Genomic DNA, 1,850 nt, shown 5'->3' on the forward strand with positions numbered 1-1,850 from the left:
GACTAAAGTCCACCCTACAATAAATTAGTAAATAATCTAAAACTGATTTTCAGCCCACCAAGCAGCACCGATTAGCCCTGCATCTTGAGCGTAGTGGGCAAGTACGATATTTGGTCGGTAGATTTCTGGCATTTGTGCTAAGAAATACTCAACACGAGCAAGATAACCTTCGGCTAATCCGACACTTCCCCCTAGTGCAATGCGTTGAATGTCTAGGTTAATTTTTAGATCCGCAATCAGATTAGCGATCGCTTTTGCAGATTTATCCACTAAAGCCACCGCTTGTGGATCGCCTTGACGAAAGCGGTTAAATACTTCGGGCGGATCGCAAGGGTTTTCCCATTTTGCTGCATCTCGTGCAATAGCTCTGCCTGCTGCAATCGCTTCAACGCACCCCACTCTACCACAGCCACAAGGTTCGCCATTTGGGTCAGCAAGGCTATGTCCGATATGTCCTGCAACGCCATTTGTCCCTGTAAATAACTTGCGGTTTAAAATAATTCCGCCACCAACCCCTGTTGAAACGGTAATAAATGCAAAATTATCTACATCATCTTGGCGTAAAAATTCAGCACAACCTGCTGCTTGTGCATCATTCAATAATGTGATTGGTTTATCGGTATGTTTAGCAATGCTTTGTTCTAAAGGGAAAAACGCCAAATTACCTAAATTTTTAGGATTTAATGCGGTTAAGATCCCATTTTGGATAATGCCTGTTGATGCCACAGACACTTTATCAAATTGCCCTTGGAATGTTTGTAACACTTCGGCTAATGCATCATCTAGGGCTTCAGCACTTGGATTTTGTGGTGTGTGAATTTGAATACGCTGAGCGACTTGAGCATCTTTATCTTTTAAGGTAACTAATGCGGCGGCAATTTTTGTTCCGCCCACATCAATAGCAAGACAAGCGGTCATTTTATGCCCCTTTTTTACGATTATCGATAGCGGACACAAACCAGCCAACAATATGCTCTAAACGAGTAAGTGCAGATCCAACCGTTACTGCATAAGCACCATTTTCAATGGCTAATGCAGCAAGTTCAGGGGTATTATAACGCCCTTCCGCCATTACTCGGCAACCATTTGCGACTAAATCACGAACAAGTTGGACATCTGGCTCTTTTGGTGTTTCTCCACCAGTATAGCCCGACATTGTACTGCCGATTAAATCAACGCCTAATTCTTGGCAATACATTCCTTCTGTAAAGGTGGAACAATCTGCCATTGACATCGCACCGAGTTCTTGAATACGTTTTGCACAGGCTTCAATTGTTGTCGGACGAATGCGATCTGTTCCGTCAAAGGCAATAATATCTGCACCTGCATTATATAGATCATCAATATCTTGTAAGAATGGAGTGATACGAACAGGGCTATCGGGTAAATCACGTTTTACGATCCCAACAATTGGTACATTTACTACTTTTCTAACGGCTTTCAGATTTTCAATACCTTCAATACGCAACCCTGCTGCCCCACCTGCGACCGATGCTGCCGCCATTGCTGCGACAATTTCTGGAGAATCCATAGGACCATCATCAACAGGCTGACAAGAAGCAATAAGACCATTTTGTAATTGTGCTAAAATCTGTTCTTTGGATAATCTTGACATACAAACTCCATTATTTCTAATAAAAAAGAAGATTAACTCCAAGCATAATACGCTATGCTAGACAAAGCAACTAATAGACAAAAAAAGTGAGAGATAGATCAAATTTTTTTGTCCAGCATTAAATTAACTGTACAAAATTGCAAAAATTTAAAGATTTTGACAAAAAAAATCGGTATAGTAGCGGAACTTTTTTTACTGCTAATTTTAACTAAAATTAGCTCAGATTATTGACAAA

General features: G+C 40.8%; 2 protein-coding genes. Both read right to left on the reverse strand.

All coding sequences use genetic code 11. The features are described 5' to 3' along the window. Positions 1-36: 36 nt before the first annotated feature. Entirely contained in the window at positions 37-918 is an 882-nt protein-coding gene (locus A1D25_RS00025; protein WP_157393685.1) for an N-acetylmannosamine kinase, read from the reverse strand. Between the two features lies 1 nt (position 919). Continuing rightward, positions 920-1,615 (reverse strand): N-acetylmannosamine-6-phosphate 2-epimerase, encoded by a 696-nt coding sequence (locus tag A1D25_RS00030; RefSeq protein ID WP_157393686.1) that lies wholly within the window; start codon positions 1,613-1,615, stop codon positions 920-922. Positions 1,616-1,850: the final 235 nt, after the last annotated feature.

Origin of the sequence: Ursidibacter arcticus, from assembly GCF_009761375.1 — a bacterium.
Taxonomy (GTDB): Bacteria; Pseudomonadota; Gammaproteobacteria; order Enterobacterales; family Pasteurellaceae; genus Ursidibacter; species Ursidibacter arcticus.